We start from the raw sequence: 21,714 nt of genomic DNA on the forward strand, positions 1-21,714 counted from the left end.
TCCTTAGCTTTGCGCGACTTTACGTGGGATAAACTCATTCGCCACCGCTTCACCTTGCAGATTTAGCGGCTGCGGCTGGGGAATTTCCGGGATGGCAACATCCAGATGTGGGAACAGTAACTCGCCGACCCGATACGCTTCTTCCAGATGCGGATAACCAGAAAGGACAAAGCTGTCGATGCCAAGCGCGGCGTATTCGTTGATTCGCGCGGCGACCGTAGGACCATCGCCCACCAGCGCCGTCCCGGCACCGCCGCGCACTAAACCAACGCCCGCCCATAAATTAGGGCTGATCTCCAGATTGTCGCGCTTGCCATTATGCAGCGCCGCCATTCGCTGTTGCCCCACGGAATCCGTCCTTGCAAAAGCGGCTTGTGCTCTGGAGATGGTGTCATCATCAAGATGGGAGATTAACCGTTCGGCGGCCTGCCACGCTTCATCGTTGGTTTCGCGGACAATCACATGCAGACGAATACCGAAACGGATTTTGCGCCCATGCGCGGCGGCTTTTTCCCGCACTTGTTCGATCTTCTCTTTTACACGCTCCGGCGGTTCGCCCCAGGTGAGATAAAGATCAACCTGTTCGGCAGCCAGATCCTGAGCAACGTCGGACGATCCGCCAAAGTAAAGAGGAGGGTACGGCTGTTGGATTGGTGGAAAGAGCAGTTTTGCTCCTCGCACATGAATGTATTTGCCGTTGAAATCGACGGTTTCACCCAGCAACAACCGCCGCCAGACCTGGGTAAATTCCGCCGAGGCTTCGTAACGTTCGCTATGGTCAAGGAACACGCCGTCGCCTGCCAGCTCTTGCGGATCGCTGCCTGTGACCAGGTTAAACAACGCGCGTCCATTAGAGAGACGATCAAGCGTGGCAGCCTGGCGAGCGGCAACGGTGGGGGACGTCACGCTGGGGCGCAGGGCGACGAGAAACTTCAGCCGTTGCGTCACCGGGATCATTGACGCCGCAACCAGCCACGCATCTTCGCAGGAACGCCCTGTTGGGATTAGCACGCCGGTATAGCCAAGACGATCCGCTGCTTGCGCAATCTGTTGCAGATACCCATGATCAACCGGGCGAGAGCCTTCTTCCGTTCCCAGATAATGACCGTCACCGTGCGTGGGTAAAAACCAGAACATATTCAGACTCATAATTGTTTTCCTTCCAGTTGAGTGGGCTGCCAGATGCGCTGGCGGATATCGACTTTTTTCGGCACCAGACGATTTTCATAAAACAGGTCGGCAGTGTGTTGCTGTAAAGCAGCAACCTCGGCGCTCACGGGGTTGATGGTGGTAATGGGGCGATGGTCAAGATATGAGGCAATGACCGGAGCCGGTAAACCCATTGTTTTTGCCAACAGGGCGATGCTTTGTTCGCGCTGGCTATGGGTTAAGGCATCGGCCTCGCTAAAGGTTGCCAGTACGCCCTGAATAAAAGCGCCGTTCTTCTCCGCATATGGACGAGCAGCAAGATAAAACGATCCTGTTTGATTGAGATCGGTACCGTCTTTTAGAACCCGCACGCCGCCCTGTAATAATGCGGCGGAGTAGTAGGGGTCCCAGATGGCCCAGGCGTCGACGTTACCTTGCTGGAACGCGGCGCGGGCATCGGCGGGCGTCAGGTAAGTGGGTTGGATATCGGTGAATTTAAGCCCGGCCTGTTGCAGGGCGCGCAGTAAAAGGTTGTGCGAACTGGAACCTTTCTGAAATGCGACTTTGTGGCCCTTTAGTTCAGCCACAGTTTTGATCGGGCTGTTTTCTGGCACCAGAATCACTTCGGCTTTGGGCTTCGGCGGCTCGACGCCCACGTACACCAAATCAGCCCCGGCGGCCTGAGCAAAAATTGGCGGAATGTCCCCCGTACTGCCCAGATCGATACTGCCGACGTTTAACGCCTCCAACATTTGCGGACCAGCGGGAAACTCCACCCACGAAATTTTGGTTTGCGGATAGCGTGTTTCCAGCAACTGGTGGCTTTTTGCCAGCACCATGCTGATGCTGCCTTTCTGATAACCTATCCGTAACGCTTCAGGAGAGGACTCCGCAGCAATCGCGAGCGTAGAGACGCTGAATAATCCCACCAGAGCCACTTTAAAAATATTACGCATGGGCGTTACCTCGCAGAGAGAGAAGGTCAGGAACCTGGACATCACGGCGGTGCAGCGCCTGCCAGAAGGTATCGAGCGCAGTATCAAGACGGGATTTCAGATTCGGCGTGAACTGCGGCTTATGTTGGAAATCAAGCACCTGTGAGTCATCGGCAAACACACCGTGCAGGATCTCCTGGGCTTTCAGCGCGCTTAAAACCGGTTTAAGGGCGTAATCGACAGCTAGTAGATGCGCCACCGTGCCGCCTGTCGCCAGCGGCAACACCACTTTTCCTTGCAGTGCGCGTTCTGGTAGCAGGTCGAGAAGCGTTTTCAGTGCACCGGAATAGGCGGCTTTGTAGACGGGAGTGGCGACAATCAGCCCATCCGCCTCTTGCAACTGCTCGGTGAAGGTCTTGAGTGCCGGACTGTCGAAACGGGCATAGAGCAAATCTTCCGGGGCGAAGTTTTGCAGATTCCAGTGATAAATCTCGACATCCAGACCATCCAATTTTTCCCGCGCATATTCCAGCAAAGAGCTGGAGCGAGAAGGAAAGCGAGGACTTCCTGCCAGGGTGATGACACGCATACTCTCTCCTTATAACCAATTGTTCTTGTTTTGTTAACATTGATAACAATTCGCTCAGTCTGTCGGAGGGAAAAGCAAATGCCAAATATAATTTTTGTGTATGTTTTTCTAAAAATGAACTAAAGAATGTTATTAACATATCACTGGTATTTATTTATTAACCTGTCGTTTTATGTTGAATCAATGTATTACTCGTACGCTCCATAAATTTATATTCACTGAATCTATAAGTTAAATGTTTTTATTTGTTAGCGTAAATACGCTTGATTTAAATAGCGGCTGATTACTGATATTATTAAGTGCGATGTCATTTAAAGGCATTATCATATTTACGAAAGATCAGGATGATAACGATGAAAAAAAGTGTATTGACGGCGTTTATAACTGTGGTATGTGCAACTTCCAGCGTTATGGCGGCTGATGATAATGCCATCACGGACGGTACAGTAACGTTTAATGGTAAAGTCATTGCTCCTGCCTGTACGCTGGTCGCCGCGACGAAAGATTCAATAGTTACATTGCCAAATGTCAGTGCAACGAAGTTGCAAAGTAATGGCGCAGTCTCCGGTGTAAAAACTGATGTACCAATTGCATTAGAAGACTGTGATGTTACTGTAACTAAAAATGCTGCTTTCACCTTTAGCGGTACGGCTGACGCCACTCAGACTACAGCATTCGCCAACCAGGCTTCTACTGATGCAGCGACTAATGTCGCTCTACAAATGTATATGCCGGATGGTACTACAGCAGTGACTCCCGGTACGGAAACTGAAAATATTCAGTTAGCGGATTCTGCGGAGCAAACAGTGACTTTTAAAGTTGATTATATTGCTACCGGTAAAGCGACAGCAGGTAATGTTAATGCGGTAACGGATTTCCATATTAACTATTATTAATAAAACCATTAAGTGTTTTATTGATTATTACCCCCTCCAATATATCTGGTTGGAGGGGATATTCCTATTTTTATCTAAGAGTAACTATTTATGAAAACTTGCATAACAAAGGGAATTGTGACCGTAAGTTTAACGGCAATATTACTAAACTGTGTACCCGTCTGGGCAGCAGGTAAAGGTGGGGTAGGACTTGCCGCCACGCGTCTTGTTTATTCTGAAAGTGAAGAGCAGATTTCACTTGGCGTGCGTAACACCAGTCCTGATGTTGCTTATCTTATTCAGTCATGGGTGATGACGCCGGATAATAAAAAATCAGCAGATTTTATTATTACGCCACCGCTATTTGTGCTGAATCCGGCAAATGAGAATCTGTTACGCATTATGTACATTGGTGCACCGTTAGCAAAAGACAGGGAAAGCCTTTTCTATACCAGTGTGCGTGCCGTTCCTGCCACAACAAAGCGGGAAGAGGGCAATACCCTGAAGATTGCCACGCAAAGTGTTATCAAACTCTTCTGGCGACCAAAAGGTTTACCATATTCCGTTAGTGAGGCTCCCGCAAAACTACGTTGCACCTCGTCAGCCGACACGATTATGGTCAGTAATCCAACGCCTTACTTCATTACCCTTACCAACCTGAAAATAGGTGGGAAAACGGTTAAAAATCAAATGATTTCCCCCTTTGATAAATATCAATTTTCCCTGCCAAAGGGAGCCAAAAACAGCAGCGTAACGTACCAAACAATCAATGACTATGGGGCGGAAACGCCGCAACTCAACTGTAAATCGTAAGTCGTCTTCAGTTAAGAGAGCGAGATGCATAGAACTCACCGACAACACAGCCTGTTAATCTCTGGATGTGTGCCATCGTTTATTGGTGGGCTGGTGGTGTTTGTGTCGGCAGTGTTTAATGCACAAGCTGAAACCTGGTTCGATCCTGCCTTTTTCAAAGATGATCCCTCAATGGTGGCCGATTTGTCTCGTTTCGAAAAAGGACAAAAAATAACGCCAGGGGTTTATCGTGTAGATATTGTTCTGAATCAATCGATTGTTGATACGCGAAACGTTGATTTTGTTGAGATAACGCCAGAGAAGGGCGTTGTTGCCTGTTTGACTACCGATAGTCTGGACGCAATGGGCGTTAACATTGCTGCGTTCCCGGCCTTTAAACAACTGGATAAACAAGCGTGCGCGCCGTTGACGGAGGTTATTCCCGATGCCAGCGTGACCTTTGATGTAAATAAACTCCGTCTGGAAATTTCAGTACCACAAATTGCCATCAAAAGTAACGCTCGTGGCTACGTTCCCCCTGAACGCTGGGATGAAGGGATCAACGCGCTATTACTGGGATATTCATTTAGCGGTGCTAACAGTATTCACAGCAGTACAAGCAGTGATTCTGGCGCCAACTATTTTCTGAATTTAAACAGTGGCGTGAATTTAGGCTCGTGGAGATTGCGCAACAATTCAACATGGAGTCGTAGTAGCGGGCAACCCGCAGAATGGAAGAATCTCAGCAGCTACCTGCAGCGGGCAGTTATTCCATTAAAAGGTGAACTGACCGTGGGTGATGATTATACAGCAGGTGATTTTTTCGATAGCGTCAGCTTTCGTGGCGTGCAACTGGCGTCAGATGACAACATGCTGCCAGACAGTTTGAAAGGCTTTGCGCCAGTGGTGCGTGGTATCGCGAAAAGCAATGCTCAGATAACAATTAAACAAAACGGCTATACCATCTACCAAACTTATGTTTCGCCTGGTGCTTTTGAAATTAGTGATCTCTATTCCACGTCATCGAGTGGTGATTTGCTGGTTGAAATAAAAGAAGCTGACGGCAGCGTCAATAGTTACAGCGTACCCTTTTCCAGTGTGCCATTGCTCCAGCGCCGGGGACGAATCAAATACGCGTTGACACTGGCGAAATACCGAACCAATAGCAATGACCAACAAGAAAACAAATTTGCTCAGGCCACACTTCAATGGGGGGGGCCGTGGGGAATGACCTGGTACGGCGGTGGGCAATATGCTGAGTATTACCGTGCTGCGATGTTTGGCATGGGGTTTAACCTGGGCGATTTCGGGGCAATTTCGTTCGATGCGACCCAGGCGAAGAGTACACTGGCAGATCAAAGTGAACATAAAGGTCAGTCGTATCGTTTTCTGTATGCCAAAACGCTTAACCAGCTTGGCACTAACTTTCAGTTGATGGGCTATCGCTATTCTACTTCCGGTTTCTACACACTTTCCGACACCATGTATAAACACATGGATGGTTATGAATTTAATGACGATGATGACGAGGATACGCCGATGTGGTCGCGTTATTACAATTTGTATTACACCAAACGCGGCAAACTTCAGCTCAATATCTCCCAGCAATTAGGCGAGTACGGTTCGTTTTATTTAAGCGGCAGTCAGCAGACATACTGGCATACGAATCAACAGGATCGGTTATTACAGTTTGGTTATAACACGCAAATTAAAGATGTTTCACTGGGACTATCGTGGAACTACAGTAAATCACGTGGCCAACCTGATGCCGACCAGGTATTTGCGCTGAATTTTTCCTTACCGTTCAGTTTATTGCTTCCAAAGACTAATGATAGCTATACCGCGAAAAAGAATTACGCCTGGATGACCTCAAATACCAGTGTCGATAACGAGGGACATATAACGCAAAACCTGGGTTTAACGGAGACATTGCTCGACGACGGGAACCTGAGTTATAGCGTGCAACAGGGGTATAACAGCGAAGGAAAAACCGCCAACGGCAGCGCCAGCATGGATTACAAAGGTGCGTTTGGCGATGCCCGAGTGGGATATAACTACAGCGATAACGCCCGACAGCAACAACTTAATTATGCACTTTCAGGCGGTTTAGTTGCCCATTCGCACGGTATTACGTTGGGTCAATCATTGGGCGAAACAAATGTTCTGATAGCTGCTCCGGGCGCAGAAAATACCCGAGTGGCAAACAGCACTGGCCTGAAAACCGACTGGCGCGGCTATACCGTTGTCCCTTATGCCACTTCTTACCGGGAAAATCGCATTGCGCTCGATGCCGCGTCGTTGAAACGTAATGTGGATATTGAAAATGCAGTGGTAAATGTGGTTCCCACCAAAGGGGCGCTGGTCCTGGCGCAATTCAGCGCCCGTACAGGGGCCAGAGTATTAATGAAAACATCAAAGCAGGGTATACCGCTGCGCTTTGGCGCGATGGCGACGCTGGATGGCGTGCAGACAAATAGCGGCATTATTGATGATGATGGTTCGCTCTATATGTCAGGTTTACCGGCGAAGGGATCGATAACCGTACGCTGGGGCGACGCCTCCGATCAGGCTTGCCGTATAAGTTATCAACTTACCGAACAGCAAGTTAACTCTGCGATTACGCGTATGGAGGCCATATGCAGATAAATTCCATGTCACTATTACGACTGATTTTTGTCACCGTGTTAATGCTTTGGGGAGCTCAAGCCGCTGCTTATACCGGGCAGTGCCATGTTACGCAGGGGAACCCTTATATTGGCGTCAATTTTGGCGTTAAAACGCTGGAGGAAGAAGAAAACTCAGCAGGAGTCGTCAAAGATAAATTTTATCAATGGAACGAATCGAATGATTATTATGTTTCTTGTGATTGCGATAAAAACAATGTGAGTAGTGGACGGTGGGCATTTGCTGCTGATTCACCGTTAGTCTATCTGGGCGACAACTGGTACAAAATCAATGACTACCTTGCCGCAAAGGTTTTATTACAGGTTAAAGGCAATTCTCCAAATGCGGTGCCGTTTGAAAATATTGGTACAGGGTCTGACAACCGATGGCATATTTGCGATCCCGGAGGTCAACGTTTAGGCGGTCAGGGGGCTAGCGGTAATAGTGGGAGTTTTTCCCTGAAAATTTTACAGCCATTCGTTGGTTCGGTAACCATTCCGCCGATGGCGCTGGCGCGATTATTTGAGTGTTACAACATACCGGCAGGTAATTCCTGCACGACCACAGGTACGCCGGTTCTGGTGTATTACCTGTCAGGTACTATTAATTCTTTGGAATCATGCTCTGTCAACGCCGGAGAGAGCATCGAAGTGGATTTGGGAGATGTCTTTGCCGCTAACTTTCGGGTAGTTGGTCATAAACCTCTGGGAGCCAATACCGCAGAGTTATCGATTCCTGTCAGGTGCAATACCGGAAACTCCGGGCTGGTTAATGTTAATTTAAGTCTGACGGCAACCAGCGACCCCGATTATCCTCAGGCGATTAAGACTTCACGCCCCGGCGTCGGTGTTGTAGTCACTGACAGCCAGAACAACATTATTTCGCCTGCTGGTGGCACACTTCCGTTATCCATCCCTGACGACGCGGATAGTATCGCGCGAATGAATGTTTATCCGGTCAGCACGACGGGCGTACCACCGGAAACCGGGCGCTTTGAAGCCACGGCGACGGTGAGAATAAACTTTGACTGACGCGTGAACACATGAAGAAGAATACAATATTTCAGTGTGTTGTCTTGTTGTTGACACTGCTTAATGCACATGTCGGGACGGCTGGACCTGAGCAGGTCAGTATGCATATTTACGGCAATGTTATCGATCAGGGCTGTGATGTCACCACCAAAAGCGCATTACAAAATATCCATATTGGTGATTTTAATATCAGCGATTTTCAGACCGCGAATACCGTAAGCACTGCTGCTGATTTGAATATTGATATTACCGGCTGTGCCGCTGGTATTACTGGCGCGGATGTCCTTTTTAGCGGCGAAGCTGATTCCCTTGCGCCGACATTACTCAAATTAACCGACACAGGCGGAAGCGGTGGGATGGCAACGGGAATTGCTGTGCAAATTCTCGATGCACAAACCCAGCAAGAAATTCCGCTCAACCAGGTACAGCCGCTCACTCCCCTAAAAGCAGGAGATAACACACTCAAGTATCAACTGCGATACAAGTCTACAAAGGTGGGAGCAACGGGCGGTAATGCGACAGCTGTCCTGTATTTTGATCTGGTTTACCAGTGAAGGAGTGATGTTGAAACGAATAATCTGGATTCTGTGCTTGCCGGGATTAACGGGAGGCGGCACGGCGTTTGCTCATGATGGCACGGTAAACATCAGTGGATCGTTTCGCCGTAACACGTGCGTACTGGCACAGGATAGCAGGCAAATTAATGTGCCGTTAGGTGATGTTTCGCTGGCGCGTTTTTCTCATGGGAATTATGGCCCGGAGAAATCTTTCATTATTAATTTGCAGGATTGCGGAACAGATGTCAGCACGGTAGACGTCACATTCTCTGGCACTCCCGACGGTACGCAGAGCGAAATGTTGTCCATCGACAGTGGCACTGACGCTGCCAGTGGTCTGGCTATTGCGATTCTGGATGATGCGAAGATATTGATACCGCTTAATCAGGCGAGCAAAGACTATAGTTTGCGTAGCGGTAATGTGCCATTAACTTTTTATGCCCAGCTGAGACCTGTCGGTGGTGGGGTACAGTCGGGCAATGTAAGTGCCAGCGCCACATTTGTACTTCATTATGACTAATACGTGGAATAGATTTACGTTGGCTATTTTTGCCGTCTTACTCCCGCTGGTAGTGGAAGAGTCAGTGGCGGGGATTGTGGTTGGGGGAACGCGATTTGTCTTTCCTGCTGACAGAGAATCGATTTCGATTTCACTGACCAATACCAGCCAGGAATCCTGGCTTATCAACAGTAAAATTAATCGCCCTGTGCGCTGGGCGGGGGCAGAAGCACCTGACAGACCTGCGCCATTACTGGCAGCTCCGCCGCTTTTTCTGCTGAAGCCGGGGACCACAGGAACGTTGCGCTTGCTGAAAACGGAAAGCAATTTATTACCTGCAGATCGTGAAACGCTATTCGAATTAAGCATTGCCAGCGTGCCTTCTGGCAAAGTGGAAAATCAAAGCGTGAAAGTGGCGATGCGTTCAGTATTTAAACTTTTCTGGCGACCCGAAGGTTTGCAAGGCGATCCGTTAGAGGCTTATCAACAATTACGCTGGTCACGGACTTCGCAGGGAGTGCAATTAACTAATCCTACGCCTTATTACATCAATTTGATGCAGGTTATGGTAAATGGTAAACCGCTAAGCAACGCGGGGGTTGTAGCTCCCAAAAGTCAGCGTCAGACAAGTTGGTGCCAGTCAGTGGCACAGTGCCATGTCTCCTGGCGGACGATAAATGATTATGGCGGTTTGAGTGAAAAGAAGGAGCAAAATCTGCCCTAAAACAGGCTCAGAAAACGTTTGCGCTTTTTTTGCCACAGGTCAATTCCCTTTTGATCCGAACTCGCACATAATACGCACCCGGTTTGCACACCGGGAATCCAGGAGAGTTCATGTACTACCCCTTCGTTCGTAAAGCCCTTTTCCAGCTCGATCCTGAGCGCGCTCATGAGTTTACTTTTCAGCAATTACGTCGCATTACCGGAACGCCGTTTGAAGCACTTGTTCGACAGAACGTTCCAGCGAAACCGGTTAACTGCATGGGACTGACCTTTAAAAATCCACTTGGTTTGGCAGCCGGTCTTGATAAGGACGGGGAGTGTATTGACGCTTTAGGCGCAATGGGTTTTGGATCGATCGAGATCGGCACTGTCACCCCTCGTCCACAGCCAGGAAATGACAAGCCACGTCTCTTCCGTCTGGTGGATGCTGAAGGTTTGATCAACCGTATGGGCTTTAATAACCTCGGCGTTGATAACCTCGTTGAGAACGTTAAAAAAGCACATTATGACGGCGTTCTGGGAATTAATATCGGTAAAAATAAAGATACACCGGTTGAGCAAGGCAAAGATGACTATCTGATTTGTATGGAGAAAATCTACGCCTATGCAGGATATATCGCCATCAATATTTCATCACCGAATACCCCAGGACTACGTACTCTGCAATATGGCGAAGCACTGGATGATTTATTAACGGCAATTAAAAATAAGCAAAATGAGTTGCAGGCAATCCACCATAAATATGTGCCAATTGCCGTGAAGATCGCGCCGGATCTTTCTGAAGATGAGTTGATCCAGGTGGCCGATAGTTTAGTTCGCCATAATATTGATGGCGTCATTGCAACTAATACCACCCTCGATCGTTCTTTAGTTCAGGGAATGAAAAATTGCGATCAAACCGGTGGTTTAAGTGGTCGTCCGTTACAATTAAAAAGCACAGAAATTATTCGCCGCTTGTCACAGGAATTAAACGGTCGTTTACCGATCATCGGTGTTGGTGGTATTGACTCGGTTATTGCTGCCCGTGAGAAGATAGCTGCAGGGGCCTCACTGGTGCAAATTTATTCTGGTTTTATTTTTAAAGGGCCGCCGCTGATTAAAGAAATCGTTACTCATATCTAATTATTTCTTTCACTTTCTCTTTATAAGATAATCAGGGCTTTATTTTCAGCCCTGGTTGTTTTATATTCATTCCTGTTACTTATTTAGACATTTTGTACTTTTCTTGTTGAGGTTATTAAGCGAAGCGACAATGGAATGTGTTGCAGTGAATTTATAGGGTAGAGGAGAGGCATATGCGAATTAAACCAGACGATAACTGGCGTTGGTATTACGATGAAGAGCATGATCGAATGATGCTTGATTTAGCCAATGGTATGCTGTTTCGCTCACGTTTTGCGCGTAAAATGTTGACGCCGGATGCTTTTTCTCCTGCGGGATTTTGCGTTGATGACGCCGCGCTCTATTTCACGTTTGAAGAAAAATGCCGCGACCTTAACTTATCAAAAGAACAAAAAGCTGAACTGGTGCTTAATGCACTGGTAGCGATTCGTTATCTCAAACCGCAAATGCCGAAAAGCTGGCATTTTGTTTCTCATGGTGAAATGTGGGCTCCAGCGTCGGGTGATGCAGCCTGTGTCTGGTTAAGCGACACCAATGAGCAAGTCAATTTGCTGGTTATTGAATCTGGCGAAAATGCCGCACTGTGCCTGCTGGCACAACCTTACGTCGTCATCGCCGGGCGCGCCATGCAGCTGGGTGACGCCATCAAAATTATGAATGACAGGCTGAGACCGCATGTAAGTTATGACAGCGTCAGCCTTGAACAAGCCGTTTAACTTTTCAGTTTCAATGCAGTCTTCGGCACGCAACTACAGCAAAGAATTGTCCCATCGTCGCTCATAGCTGATTTTTTCAGCGGGGTGACTTCGCCTTCCAGAAGCTGAACACGACAACTTCCGCATATGCCGGCACGGCAAGAATAGGGAATACGAATCCCTTGATTTTCTAATTGTTCCAGTAGTACCTGTTGGTTATTACCGCGAAATGCCAGCCCTTGCCAGTTGATATCAACATTCGCGTTCGGTTGTTGTGTCTCAGGAAAAGTATCGTCCGCTGCGGCCGCGCCGTAGACTTTCGCCGGTGCTGTCGCCAGAATTTCCACCTCATCGCCAACACGAATAACACCACTATTACGGGCAATTAAGTTCTGACCGAAATCGACATCGCCGTTATCCTGGGCTGTACGGAAAGATTGCAGCGTTTTTAATGGTTCGCCCGCCGGATGTTTTTGCCCTTTTTCCGGGCTAACGGTGGTGAAAATACAACGGCTACATGGCTTCACCACATCGAACACCACATCGCCAATGCGAATCACTTTCCAGGTGTCTTCTTCCCACGCAGCTACGCCAGAAACAACCAGATTGGGGCGAAATTGTTCCATTTTGACGCTTGCCGGACAGCGTTGTTGTACATCACGTAATGAGGATTCATTCGCGAGCAGATACGGATAGCCATCAGCGAATGACAGGGGTACAGTATTATGGCGTTTTACGCGCCGCGTCATCTGCGGCCCCACCCAACGCAATTGCACGTCGCGGGAGAAAAATCCGCTTAACCATTTGTTGATCTCATCTGGCGCAATGCGCGCAGTAAAATGATTACCCCACACTTCCGTTGGTGCGTCCTGTCCGGCGAAATCGGCAAAGCGTACCCACGCGCTGCTACTATCGGGTGCGGTGAGATGTAAGCCGTCATGCACGGGCGAAGGGGTAAACCGCACCATCTGCGGAAACTGGCGGGCAGTAATAAACGTACCGTCTGGTTCTGTTAGCATAAAAATGCGATCGAAGGCCAACCCGCTGATATCTGCAAGAGCGTGTGTCAGACCGATGCCGCGCATGGATTTAACAGGATGAATAAAAAGCCGGGTTAATGTCGCCACGGTGCGGTCCTCAAATGAAAATAAGCCCTCAACTTTATGACATGACGGACTTATTAGCTATAATGCGCAACAATTTTCTTAGAGCCTATACCATTAGGCTATTTTATTTGTCAGTTTGGCTCAGTGCTGTGCTCGAGATCATACGTACTACGTGTACGCTCCGGTTTCTCCGCGCTGCCCATGTCCAGAGTGACTGCAACAATTACGCCTACTGCGGTAGGCTCTTAGAGTAAAAGTGACGATATGAATTCTCTGTTTGCCAGTACGGCCCGTGGGCTGGAAGAGCTGTTAAAAACTGAACTGGAAAACCTGGGGGCCGTTGAATGCCAGGTGGTTCAGGGTGGGGTCCATTTCAAGGGCGACACGCGGCTTGTATACCAGAGCCTGATGTGGAGCCGCCTGGCCTCGCGTATTATGTTGCCGCTGGGCGAGTGCAAGGTTTACAGCGATTTAGACCTTTATCTCGGCGTTCAGGCGATCAACTGGACAGAGATGTTTAATCCTGGCGCGACATTTGCTGTCCACTTTAGTGGTCTGAATGACACTATCCGCAATAGCCAGTACGGCGCGATGAAAGTTAAAGACGCAATTGTTGATGCTTTCACGCGTAAAAATCTGCCGCGACCAAATGTTGATCGCGATGCGCCAGATATCCGCGTTAATGTCTGGCTGCATAAAGAAACCGCCAGTATCGCCCTTGATCTCAGTGGAGATGGTTTACATCTGCGTGGCTATCGTGACCGTGCAGGTATTGCGCCAATCAAAGAAACACTGGCGGCTGCCATTGTAATGCGTTCCGGCTGGCAGCCAGGAACACCACTGCTTGACCCGATGTGTGGTTCCGGTACGTTGCTGATTGAAGCAGCGATGCTGGCGACCGACCGCGCGCCGGGCTTGCACCGTGGGCGTTGGGGTTTTAGTGGCTGGGCGCAGCACGACGAAGCCATCTGGCAGGAAGTGAAAGCAGAAGCGCAAACTCGTGCTCGTAAAGGTCTGGCGGAATACAGCTCTCATTTCTACGGTTCCGACAGTGATGCGCGGGTGATTCAACGTGCGCGCACCAATGCCCGTCTGGCGGGAATTGGTGAACTGATCACTTTTGACGTGAAAGATGTCGCGCAGCTGACCAATCCGCTGCCAAAAGGACCGTATGGTACGGTACTGAGCAACCCGCCATACGGTGAGCGTCTGGACAGCGAGCCTGCGTTGATTGCACTGCATAGTCTGCTGGGCCGAATCATGAAAAACCAGTTCGGTGGCTGGAACCTCTCTTTATTCAGTGCTTCGCCGGGTCTGCTAAGCTGTCTGCAACTGCGTGCAGACAAACAGTACAAGGCGAAAAATGGCCCACTGGATTGCGTGCAGAAAAATTATCACGTTGCTGAAAGTACTCCGGACAGCAAACCGGCGATGGTGGCGGAAGATTACGCCAATCGCTTGCGTAAGAACCTGAAGAAATTCGAAAAATGGGCGCGTCAGGAAGGGATTGAATGCTACCGTCTGTATGACGCCGATTTGCCGGAATACAACGTTGCCGTTGACCGCTACGCCGACTGGGTAGTCGTGCAGGAGTATGCGCCACCGAAAACCATCGATGCGCATAAAGCGCGTCAACGTCTGTTCGATATTATCGCTGCGACCATTTCGGTACTGGGGATTGCGCCAAACAAACTGGTGTTGAAAACCCGTGAACGCCAGAAGGGCAAAAATCAGTATCAGAAACTGGGCGAGAAGGGCGAGTTTCTCGAAGTCACTGAATATAACGCGCACCTGTGGGTGAACCTGACGGATTACCTCGATACGGGCTTGTTCCTCGATCATCGTATCGCCCGTCGTATGCTCGGTCAGATGAGTAAAGGCAAAGATTTCCTCAACCTGTTCTCCTATACCGGTAGCGCCACCGTGCACGCGGGATTAGGCGGCGCGCGCAGCACCACCACGGTGGATATGTCGCGTACCTATCTGGAGTGGGCAGAACGGAACCTGCGCCTTAACGGCTTAACCGGTCGTGCGCATCGCCTGATTCAAGCCGATTGCCTGGCATGGTTGCGTGAAGCGAATGAACAGTTCGATCTGATCTTTATCGATCCACCAACCTTCTCTAACTCAAAACGAATGGAAGATGCGTTTGATGTTCAGCGCGATCATCTGGCGCTGATGAAAGATCTGAAGCGTCTGCTGCGTGCTGGCGGGACGATCATGTTCTCGAACAACAAACGCGGTTTCCGTATGGATCTCGACGGTCTGGCGAAACTGGGGCTGAAAGCACAAGAAATTACGCAAAAAACGCTTTCCCAGGATTTTGCCCGTAATCGCCAGATCCACAACTGCTGGCTGATTACCGCAGCCTGAAAGGAATAGTAATGTCATTAATCAGTATGCATGGCGCATGGCTGTCGTTCAGCGACGCGCCGCTTCTCGATAACGCAGAATTGCACATCGAAGATAACGAACGTGTTTGTCTGGTGGGCCGTAACGGTGCAGGCAAATCGACGTTAATGAAAATCCTCAACCGTGAACAGGGGCTGGATGACGGCCGGATAATCTATGAGCAAGATTTGATCGTTGCGCGTTTGCAACAAGATCCGCCGCGTAACGTCGAGGGCAGCGTTTATGATTTCGTTGCCGAAGGCATCGAAGAACAGGCGGAATATCTGAAACGCTACCACGATATTTCGCGGCTGGTGATGAATGACCCAAGCGAGAAAAATCTCAATGAACTGGCGAAAGTCCAGGAGCAGCTCGATCATCATAACCTGTGGCAACTGGAAAACCGCATCAACGAAGTGCTGGCGCAACTGGGATTAGATCCCAATGCTGCGCTGTCGTCGCTTTCCGGCGGTTGGTTGCGTAAAGCAGCATTAGGACGCGCACTGGTGAGCAATCCGCGCGTGTTGCTGCTTGACGAACCGACAAACCACCTTGATATCGAAACCATCGACTGGCTGGAAGGCTTCCTGAAAACCTTCAATGGGACGATTATTTTTATCTCCCACGACCGTTCGTTTATTCGCAATATGGCGACGCGTATTGTCGATCTCGATCGCGGTAAGCTGGTGACCTATCCAGGGAATTACGACCAGTATTTACTGGAAAAAGAAGAAGCTTTGCGCGTGGAAGAGCTACAAAACGCCGAGTTTGACCGCAAACTGGCGCAAGAAGAAGTGTGGATACGCCAGGGAATCAAAGCGCGTCGTACCCGTAACGAAGGTCGCGTGCGTGCATTGAAAGCGATGCGTCGTGAACGTAGCCAACGCCGCGAGGTAATGGGTACGGCGAAGATGCAGGTCGAAGAAGCCAGCCGCTCCGGTAAAATCGTCTTTGAAATAGAAGATGTTTGCTATCAGGTTGAGGGCAAACAACTGGTGAAAGATTTTTCCGCTCAGGTACAACGTGGCGACAAAATTGCGCTGATTGGCCCGAATGGCTGCGGTAAAACCACGTTGTTAAAACTGATGCTGGGGCAACTTCAGCCAGACAGCGGACGCATCCATGTCGGGACGAAACTGGAAGTGGCTTATTTCGACCAACACCGTGCGGAACTCGATCCCGATAAAACGGTAATGGATAACCTGGCAGAAGGTAAGCAAGAGGTGATGGTTAACGGTAAACCACGCCACGTGCTGGGCTATTTGCAGGACTTCCTGTTCCATCCGAAACGGGCGATGACGCCGGTGCGTGCGCTTTCTGGCGGGGAACGTAACCGTCTGCTGCTGGCGCGTTTGTTCCTTAAGCCAAGCAACTTACTGATCCTCGACGAACCGACCAACGACCTTGACGTCGAAACGCTAGAGCTGCTTGAAGAGCTAATCGACAGCTACCAGGGGACGGTGTTGTTAGTAAGTCACGATCGTCAGTTTGTCGATAACACCGTTACAGAATGCTGGATCTTCGAAGGCAGCGGCAAAATTGGTCGTTATGTTGGCGGTTACCATGATGCCCGTGGTCAGCAAGAACAGCATGTGGCGCTTAAACAGCCCGTGGTGAAAAAAAACGAAGAAGCGGCAGCGCCAAAAGCAGAAACTGTAAAACGCAACACTAGCAAACTAAGCTATAAATTGCAGCGCGAACTGGAACAGCTTCCGCAATTGCTTGAAGAGCTGGAAGCGAAGCTGGAAGCCCTACAGGCGCAGGTGGCGGATGCCTCCTTCTTCAGCCAGTCTCATGAACATACGCAAAAAGTGCTCGCTGATCTGGCTGCTGCAGAGCAGGAACTGGAGCAGGCTTTTGAGCGTTGGGAGTATCTTGAAGCGTTGAAAAATGGTGGCTGATCGCAAAACAGTTGATTGATATAGAGGCTGATGACAAAGGTAAAATTGCCTGATGCGCTACGCTTATCAGGCATGGGGGAAATCTCAATTTATATTCTCTCAGGCCGGTAAAGGCACCTACGCCGCACCAGGCATATAAAAACGGACGCTTTGTCAGCAATCTGTAGAATAGCGCATCATTAAGGAGTACCAATGTGCGAACATCATCATGCCGCGAAGCATATCTTGTGCTCGCAGTGTGACATGCTGGTGGCATTACCCCACCTTGAGCATGGTCAGAAAGCGGCATGTCCTCGGTGTGGCACAACGTTAACCGTTGCGTGGGACGCGCCCCGACAGCGTCCTACCGCTTATGCGTTGGCCGCACTGTTCATGCTGCTGCTGTCCAACCTGTTCCCTTTTGTCAATATGAACGTTGCGGGGGTAACCAGTGAAATTACGTTGCTGGAAATCCCGGGCGTACTGTTTTCCGAGGACTATGCCAGCCTCGGTACTTTTTTCCTGTTGTTTGTGCAACTGGTCCCCGCGTTTTGCCTGATCACTATTTTACTGTTGGTTAATCGCGCGGAAATACCGGTTCGTTTAAAAGAACAACTGGGGCGGGTACTTTTTCAGCTTAAAACCTGGGGAATGGCGGAGATTTTCCTTGCCGGTGTGTTGGTCAGTTTTGTCAAACTGATGGCTTACGGCAGCATTGGCGTGGGCAGTAGTTTCATTCCCTGGTGTTTATTTTGTGTGCTGCAATTACGCGCCTTTCAGTGCGTTGATCGCCGCTGGTTATGGGATGATATTGCCCCGATGCCAGAGCTTCACCAGACGCTGAAACCGGGCATAACGGGAATACGCCAGGGGCTGCGCTCTTGCTCATGCTGTACGGCAATTCTTCCTGCCGATGATCCAGTGTGTCCGCGCTGTGGCACCAAAGGATATGTTCGACGCAAAAACAGCCTGCAATGGACGTTGGCACTGCTTTTTACGTCGATCATGTTATATCTCCCGGCGAACATCTTACCCATTATGGTGACCGATTTTTTAGGCTCTAAGATGCCGTCGACCATTCTCGCCGGGGTCATCTTATTATGGAGCGAAGGCTCTTATCCGGTTGCCGCCGTCATCTTTTTAGCCAGTATCATGGTGCCAACTTTAAAGATGATCGCAATAGCCTGGCTGTGCTGGGATGCGAAAGGGCACGGCAAGCGTGATAGTGAAAGAATGCATTTGATTTACGAAGTTGTTGAGTTTGTAGGCCGCTGGTCAATGATTGACGTTTTCGTGATAGCGGTGCTCTCGGCGCTGGTGCGTATGGGAGGCTTAATGAGTATTTATCCGGCAATGGGTGCATTAATGTTTGCTTTAGTCGTCATTATGACAATGTTTTCTGCGATGACGTTTGATCCACGTTTGTCGTGGGATCGTCAACCTGAACCAGAGCATGAGGAGTCCTGACAGTATGGAATCTAATAGTGGGGAAGCCAAAATCCAGAAAGTGAAGAACTGGTCCCCTGTGTGGATATTTCCCATCGTTACGGCACTCATCGGGGCCTGGGTACTTTTTTATCATTACAGTCATCAAGGGCCGGAAGTTACTCTGATCACTGCTAATGCGGAAGGAATAGAAGGCGGCAAGACGACCATTAAAAGTCGTAGCGTGGACGTCGGTGTGGTCGAAAGTGCCACGCTGGCTGATGATTTAACGCATGTTGAAATCAAAGCGCGTCTGAACGCCGGTATGGAGAAGCTGCTGCATAAAGATACCGTCTTCTGGGTGGTAAAACCGCAGATCGGTCGAGAAGGCATTAGCGGCCTGGGCACACTGCTTTCTGGTGTGTATATCGAACTGCAACCGGGGGCTGCAGGCAGCAAGCAAACAAAATATGATTTGCTTGATTCTCCACCGTTGGCCCCACCAGATGCCAAAGGAATCCGAGTCATTCTTGACAGCAACAAAGCTGGGCAGCTCACGGCGGGAGATCCCGTCCTGTTTCGTGGCTATCGCGTAGGGTCGGTTGAAACCAGCACCTTCGATACCCAGAAGCGTAATATCAGCTATCAACTGTTCATCAATGCGCCTTATGACCGCCTGGTAACGAGCAACGTTCGCTTCTGGAAAGATAGCGGCATAGCGGTGGATCTGACCTCGGCGGGGATGCGCGTAGAGATGGGGTCATTGACGACGTTGCTAAGTGGTGGTGTCAGCTTTGACGTGCCTGAAGGGCTGGATTTGGGACAGCCGGTTGCGCCAAAAACGTCATTCGTTTTGTATGATGATCAGAAGAGTATCCAGGATTCACTGTACACAGATCACATTGATTATCTGATGTTCTTTAAAGATTCGGTACGTGGTCTGCAACCTGGCGCGCCAGTGGAATTCCGCGGTATTCGTCTCGGTACGGTAAGCAAAGTGCCATTCTTTGCGCCGAATATGCGTCAGGTCTTTAACGATGATTATCGCATTCCAGTCATGGTGCGTATTGAACCAGAACGACTGAAAATGCAGCTAGGTGAAAATGCTGATGTGGTAGAACACCTGGCCGAATTGCTGAAGCGCGGTTTACGCGGTTCACTGAAAACCGGGAATCTGGTCACGGGGGCGCTGTACGTCGATCTGGACTTCTACCCAAATGCGCCGGCAATTACCGGTGTGCGTGAGTTTAATGGCTATCAAATAATCCCGACCGTTAGCGGTGGTCTGGCGCAAATCCAGCAACGTCTGATGGAAGCGTTGGATAAGATTAACAAACTGCCGTTGAACCCGATGATTGAACAGGCGACCAGTACGCTGTCGGAAAGTCAGCGCACGATGAAAAACCTGCAGACTACGCTGGATAGTATGAACAAGATCCTTGCCAGCCAGTCGATGCAACAGTTGCCGACGGATATGCAGTCGACACTGCGCGAATTGAACCGCAGCATGCAGGGCTTCCAGCCGGGTTCCGCAGCTTATAACAAGATGGTGGCGGATATGCAGCGTCTTGATCAGGTATTGCGTGAACTGCAACCGGTTCTGAAAACGCTCAACGAGAAGAGCAACGCGCTGGTATTTGAAGCGAAGGATAAAAAAGATCCAGAGCCGAAGAGGGCGAAACAATGAAAAAGTGGCTAGTGACGATAGCGGCACTGTGGCTGGCCGGATGCAGCTCCGGTGAAATTAACAAAAACTATTACCAATTACCTGTGGTGCAGAGCGGTACGCAAAGTACCGCCAGCCAGGGTAACCGCCTGCTATGGGTCGAGCAGGTTTCCGTACCTGATTATCTGGCAGGGAATGGCGTGGTATACCAGACCAGTGATGTGAAGTATGTGATTGCCAATAACAACCTGTGGGCCAGCCCGCTGGATCAACAGTTGCGCAATACCCTGGTCGCTAACCTGAGTGCGCAACTGCCCGGTTGGGTCGTAGCCTCCCAGCCTTTGGGAAGTACCCAGGACACGCTTAATGTGACTGTGACGGAGTTTAACGGCCGTTACGATGGTAAGGTGATTGTGAGTGGCGAGTGGCTACTAAACCATCAGGGACAACTGATAAAACGTCCGTTCCGTGTGGAAGGGGTGCAGAATCAGGATGGCTACGATGAAATGGTGAAAGTACTGGCCAGTGTCTGGAGTCAGGAAGCCGCTACTATTGCGCAAGAGATAAAGCGTCTACCTTAATTATAAAGATTTGTAAATATAACCGTCTCCGGCATGTAGCCTGAGGCGGTTTTTTTGTTTATAAGCCATGGGAAAACTTGTTCCGCTTCACATTTTTTGTACAACCGACATGCCCGTGTAGCTCACAAATATGGCAGTGGCGTGAATTTTGCGCATTGACGGCAGTTATGATTCGCGGTATTGCTTAACTGTGATTGCACATTTAGTAATCACTGTTTTCTTTTCCACCAGAAACCAGTATGAGGGAAACGAGGCATGAAGAGACAAAAACGAGATCGCCTGGAACGGGCACATCAACGTGGTTATCAGGCCGGCATCGCCGGACGCTCAAAAGAAATGTGTCCCTATCAGACGCTGAATCAAAGGTCACAATGGCTGGGAGGCTGGCGAGAAGCCATGGCGGACAGGGTAGTAATGGCCTGATTCTGTCTCTTTAAAAAGAAACCTCCGCATTGCGGAGGTTTCGCCTTTTTATACTCTTTCTGATTAAAATCAGAATGCAGACGTATCCTGGAACAGACCCACTTTCAGGTCGCTGGCGGTATAGATCAAACGACCATCAACCAGCACTTCGCCATCCGCCAGGCCCATAATCAGACGACGGTTAACAATGCGTTTAAAGTGAATACGATAGGTCACTTTTTTCGCCGTCGGCAGCACCTGGCCCGTGAATTTCACTTCGCCAACGCCCAGGGCGCGGCCTTTACCTTCGCCGCCCAGCCAGCCGAGGTAGAATCCTACCAGCTGCCACATCGCGTCCAGGCCCAGGCAGCCCGGCATTACCGGATCGCCGATGAAGTGGCAACCGAAGAACCACAGGTCCGGATTAATATCCAGCTCTGCTTCTACATACCCTTTGTCGAAGTTACCGCCCGTTTCAGTCATTTTGACCACACGGTCCATCATCAGCATGTTCGGTGCTGGCAATTGTGGGCCTTTAGCACCAAACAGTTCACCGCGACCAGAGGCAAGAAGGTCTTCTTTTGTATAGGATTCGCGTTTATCTACCATGTTCTCTGTAAGCCTTATTTTAT

General features: G+C 49.6%; 20 protein-coding genes. 15 read left to right on the forward strand and 5 right to left on the reverse strand.

The window, feature by feature from the left end:
* Nucleotides 1–3: 3 nt before the first annotated feature.
* Genes ssuD through ssuE form a run of 3 tightly spaced genes read right to left on the reverse strand, consistent with a single transcriptional unit; the run spans nt 4 to nt 2,673 of the window.
* The gene (ssuD, locus tag FEM44_RS19250) at nt 4–1,149 is read right to left on the reverse strand and encodes an FMNH2-dependent alkanesulfonate monooxygenase (protein WP_135522902.1); all 1,146 of its coding nucleotides are present in this window, start codon (nt 1,147–1,149) and stop codon (nt 4–6) included.
* A complete protein-coding gene (gene ssuA / locus FEM44_RS19255; RefSeq protein ID WP_135522901.1) occupies nt 1,146–2,105 on the reverse strand; it encodes an aliphatic sulfonate ABC transporter substrate-binding protein SsuA in 960 nt (319 codons plus the stop codon). The genes ssuD and ssuA overlap by 4 nt, the downstream gene beginning before the upstream one ends.
* Nucleotides 2,098–2,673, reverse strand: a complete 576-nt coding sequence (gene ssuE, locus FEM44_RS19260) for an NADPH-dependent FMN reductase (protein WP_135522900.1) — start codon at nt 2,671–2,673, stop codon at nt 2,098–2,100. The genes ssuA and ssuE overlap by 8 nt, the downstream gene beginning before the upstream one ends.
* Nucleotides 2,674–3,026: 353 nt before the next feature.
* Between ssuE and FEM44_RS19265 the strand changes: the two genes are divergently transcribed.
* The 9 genes from FEM44_RS19265 to zapC all read left to right on the forward strand — a co-directional run bounded on the left by FEM44_RS19265 (nt 3,027) and on the right by zapC (nt 11,652).
* Nucleotides 3,027–3,569, forward strand: a complete 543-nt coding sequence (locus FEM44_RS19265; RefSeq protein WP_138159150.1) for a fimbrial protein — start codon at nt 3,027–3,029, stop codon at nt 3,567–3,569.
* Nucleotides 3,570–3,659: 90 nt separating this feature from the next.
* A complete protein-coding gene (locus FEM44_RS19270; protein WP_135522898.1) occupies nt 3,660–4,361 on the forward strand; it encodes a fimbrial biogenesis chaperone in 702 nt (233 codons plus the stop codon).
* A gap of 24 nt (nt 4,362–4,385) precedes the next feature.
* Nucleotides 4,386–6,986 carry a fimbrial biogenesis usher protein gene (locus FEM44_RS19275; RefSeq protein ID WP_135522897.1) on the forward strand — a complete coding sequence of 867 codons (2,601 nt, stop codon included), beginning with the start codon at nt 4,386–4,388 and terminating at the stop codon, nt 6,984–6,986.
* A complete protein-coding gene (locus FEM44_RS19280) occupies nt 6,977–8,035 on the forward strand; it encodes a fimbrial protein (RefSeq protein WP_135522896.1) in 1,059 nt (352 codons plus the stop codon). Before FEM44_RS19275 ends, FEM44_RS19280 begins: the two co-directional genes overlap by 10 nt.
* Nucleotides 8,036–8,046: 11 nt before the next feature.
* On the forward strand, nt 8,047–8,589 hold the full coding sequence (locus tag FEM44_RS19285) for a fimbrial protein (RefSeq protein ID WP_135522895.1): 543 nt from the start codon (nt 8,047–8,049) through the stop codon (nt 8,587–8,589).
* Nucleotides 8,590–8,596: 7 nt separating this feature from the next.
* Complete coding sequence (locus FEM44_RS19290; protein ID WP_135522894.1) at nt 8,597–9,112, forward strand: fimbrial protein; 516 nt, start codon at nt 8,597–8,599, stop codon at nt 9,110–9,112.
* Nucleotides 9,105–9,815 carry a fimbrial chaperone gene (locus tag FEM44_RS19295; RefSeq protein WP_135522893.1) on the forward strand — a complete coding sequence of 237 codons (711 nt, stop codon included), beginning with the start codon at nt 9,105–9,107 and terminating at the stop codon, nt 9,813–9,815. The genes FEM44_RS19290 and FEM44_RS19295 overlap by 8 nt, the downstream gene beginning before the upstream one ends.
* A gap of 110 nt (nt 9,816–9,925) precedes the next feature.
* The gene (gene pyrD, locus FEM44_RS19300) at nt 9,926–10,936 is read left to right on the forward strand and encodes a quinone-dependent dihydroorotate dehydrogenase (protein ID WP_135522892.1); all 1,011 of its coding nucleotides are present in this window, start codon (nt 9,926–9,928) and stop codon (nt 10,934–10,936) included.
* Nucleotides 10,937–11,109: 173 nt separating this feature from the next.
* The gene (gene zapC, locus FEM44_RS19305; protein WP_135522891.1) at nt 11,110–11,652 is read left to right on the forward strand and encodes a cell division protein ZapC; all 543 of its coding nucleotides are present in this window, start codon (nt 11,110–11,112) and stop codon (nt 11,650–11,652) included.
* On the opposite strand, the gene ycbX is transcribed toward zapC, so the two are convergent.
* On the reverse strand, nt 11,649–12,758 hold the full coding sequence (gene ycbX, locus FEM44_RS19310) for a 6-N-hydroxylaminopurine resistance protein YcbX (protein WP_135522890.1): 1,110 nt from the start codon (nt 12,756–12,758) through the stop codon (nt 11,649–11,651). The genes zapC and ycbX overlap by 4 nt on opposite strands.
* Before the next feature lie 243 nt (nt 12,759–13,001).
* On the opposite strand from ycbX, the gene rlmKL reads away from it, so the two are divergent.
* The 6 genes from rlmKL to rmf all read left to right on the forward strand — a co-directional run bounded on the left by rlmKL (nt 13,002) and on the right by rmf (nt 21,103).
* A complete protein-coding gene (gene rlmKL, locus FEM44_RS19315) occupies nt 13,002–15,110 on the forward strand; it encodes a bifunctional 23S rRNA (guanine(2069)-N(7))-methyltransferase RlmK/23S rRNA (guanine(2445)-N(2))-methyltransferase RlmL (RefSeq protein WP_135522889.1) in 2,109 nt (702 codons plus the stop codon).
* Between the two features lie 11 nt (nt 15,111–15,121).
* A complete protein-coding gene (locus FEM44_RS19320; protein WP_135522888.1) occupies nt 15,122–17,029 on the forward strand; it encodes an ABC transporter ATP-binding protein in 1,908 nt (635 codons plus the stop codon).
* A 192-nt stretch (nt 17,030–17,221) separates the two neighbouring features.
* Nucleotides 17,222–18,475 (forward strand): membrane integrity-associated transporter subunit PqiA, encoded by a 1,254-nt coding sequence (gene pqiA, locus FEM44_RS19325; RefSeq protein WP_135522887.1) that lies wholly within the window; start codon nt 17,222–17,224, stop codon nt 18,473–18,475.
* A 4-nt stretch (nt 18,476–18,479) separates the two neighbouring features.
* Nucleotides 18,480–20,120: an intermembrane transport protein PqiB gene (pqiB, locus tag FEM44_RS19330; RefSeq protein ID WP_130205377.1), complete on the forward strand. Its 1,641-nt coding sequence runs from the start codon at nt 18,480–18,482 to the stop codon at nt 20,118–20,120.
* On the forward strand, nt 20,117–20,680 hold the full coding sequence (gene pqiC / locus FEM44_RS19335) for a membrane integrity-associated transporter subunit PqiC (protein WP_064528397.1): 564 nt from the start codon (nt 20,117–20,119) through the stop codon (nt 20,678–20,680). Before pqiB ends, pqiC begins: the two co-directional genes overlap by 4 nt.
* Before the next feature lie 255 nt (nt 20,681–20,935).
* Nucleotides 20,936–21,103 (forward strand): ribosome modulation factor, encoded by a 168-nt coding sequence (gene rmf / locus FEM44_RS19340; RefSeq protein ID WP_000828648.1) that lies wholly within the window; start codon nt 20,936–20,938, stop codon nt 21,101–21,103.
* Nucleotides 21,104–21,172: 69 nt separating this feature from the next.
* On the opposite strand, the gene fabA is transcribed toward rmf, so the two are convergent.
* Nucleotides 21,173–21,691 carry a bifunctional 3-hydroxydecanoyl-ACP dehydratase/trans-2-decenoyl-ACP isomerase gene (gene fabA / locus FEM44_RS19345; RefSeq protein ID WP_000227927.1) on the reverse strand — a complete coding sequence of 173 codons (519 nt, stop codon included), beginning with the start codon at nt 21,689–21,691 and terminating at the stop codon, nt 21,173–21,175.
* Nucleotides 21,692–21,714: the final 23 nt, after the last annotated feature.

The sequence above is a fragment of the Escherichia sp. E4742 genome, assembly GCF_005843885.1.
In the GTDB taxonomy this organism is placed as follows: Bacteria; Pseudomonadota; Gammaproteobacteria; order Enterobacterales; family Enterobacteriaceae; genus Escherichia.